Raw genomic sequence first — 1,672 nt, 5'->3', positions numbered from 1 at the left:
ACGCCGCGCAATTTTACTTTGTGATCTAATCAACTTAATAGTTTTAACCACTTCTTTAGCGTCATAATGCGAACCCTGACACGGTAAAACAACCAAATCAGCGCAATGTATGGCATGGGTAACGCTTATATTAGCCGTCCCCTCAAGATCAACAACCACAAAGCCGCTTTGCTCTTGTGCTTGTTCTATATCATCTAACAAAGTATCTTCATCAGAGCTTTTTAAAACAATATTAGCGGGGCATCCATCTTTTAAAGCCCATTCCGCGCTATGCTGATTCGGGTCTGCGTCTATTAATGTCACTTTAATATTTTTACTTGCCCCAAGTCTGGCAAGCTCCCCAGTTAAAACAACGGCGGCGGTTGTCTTCCCTGCCCCTCCTTTCGAGGATGCAAAAACAATTGTAGTCATTTTTTAAACTCCTAAATAATAAAAGATATATAGATAGCTATTAAGCTATCTTATTAAGAGAGTAGCAGGATAGCTATCTAAAGTAAACGGATAGCTTAATTGTTAGTAGTATATTTATATAGCTATCTGTATATCTTTTATTGTTTTAAGTAGTAGTTTGTAGTAATAGTAATATTACTACTACTCCCTACTACATAAATCAGGTGAAACTATGGAACGCAAACCCAAGGTAATACAAGCCGTGGTAAATGCCGCATGTGAGCAATTACAGGCCGAGAGTAAAAACGTGACTGTAAACGCCGTTGTGGGCATCTGTGGCGGGTCTTTCTCTACCGTGGGTGATATGGTCAAGCTTTGGAGGGAAGAGCAGGCCGCGCACTCTGCGCCTTTGCTGCAAATGCCCGATAGTGTCACCGCGACCATGCACAAGGCCGCCTTTGATATATGGGCGGCTGCGTCTACTCTGGCGGGGGAATCTGTCGAACGTATCCAGCATGAAGCAGGGGAGGCCATAACCAAGGCAAAGGCCGAACTTGCCGAATATGCGGGGGAAGTCTCAAGGCTGGAAAGAGAGCTAGAACAAGCCCATATAAAAACCTTAGAAGTAAAACATAGTCTTGATGCAGCGCAAGAAAAAGCCGTGAAGATCACCCGCGAAAACGCGGGATATGTTGCACAGCTCACCGAAAAAGATCACCAATTAATCAGCCTTAAAGCCGATTATGCCAAGCTACAAAGCGAACTTGTAGAAATTGCCAAAGCTGCAACCAAACCAGCCAGAAAACCAAGGGCAAAAGCAACGCCCAAAAAGGCGGCAGAATAGGGCAGGGGTCACGCTAGAGCGCAAAAGTAAAGCTTTAAAACAGTATTTAATGCTTATTGTTATTTATAAAACAATGGCTTAAATACAATATAATTAGTTTTAATAGCGTATATTCTCCCCTAACAAAACACAAAGAATATTACTTTCTAATTAGCTTCTTTTGCTTTTGATCGTAAAAAAAGGTTATTAAAAATCAGTCTTTAAGAAGTTAAGACCATTAAAAAAAATGGCATCTTTTCGCCATTTTCCCGCTAGGGTAGGGGCAGGGAAGCCCCTATTTTAATTGTCTAAAAACAGGGATGTTTTATTCTTTTTACTCGATGTTCAAGTTTTTGATATTGAGAAGGTAAAATCAGGTATTCTGAGGTTGTTGTAATTTTATCGGTGTAAGCCCATGTTAATGAATGCCCCAGCCACCTTTATCCAAAGCTATATTGA

At 41.0% G+C, this 1,672-nt stretch carries 2 protein-coding genes; one reads left to right on the top strand and one right to left on the bottom strand.

Translation table 11 applies throughout. From position 1 onward, the window contains the following. A partial coding sequence (locus tag CDZ78_RS12305) for a ParA family protein (protein ID WP_140414036.1) occupies positions 1-411 on the bottom strand: 411 nt, incomplete at its 3' end. Positions 412-622: 211 nt separating this feature from the next. Here CDZ78_RS12305 and CDZ78_RS12300 point away from each other — a divergent pair. Continuing rightward, on the top strand, positions 623-1,234 hold the full coding sequence (locus CDZ78_RS12300; RefSeq protein WP_087870280.1) for a DNA-binding protein: 612 nt from the start codon (positions 623-625) through the stop codon (positions 1,232-1,234). Positions 1,235-1,672 lie beyond the last annotated feature (438 nt).

The sequence above is a fragment of the Bathymodiolus platifrons methanotrophic gill symbiont genome, from assembly GCF_002189065.1.
In the GTDB taxonomy this organism is placed as follows: Bacteria; Pseudomonadota; Gammaproteobacteria; order Methylococcales; family Methylomonadaceae; genus Methyloprofundus.
This window is presented reverse-complemented; position numbering and strand designations above follow the sequence as displayed.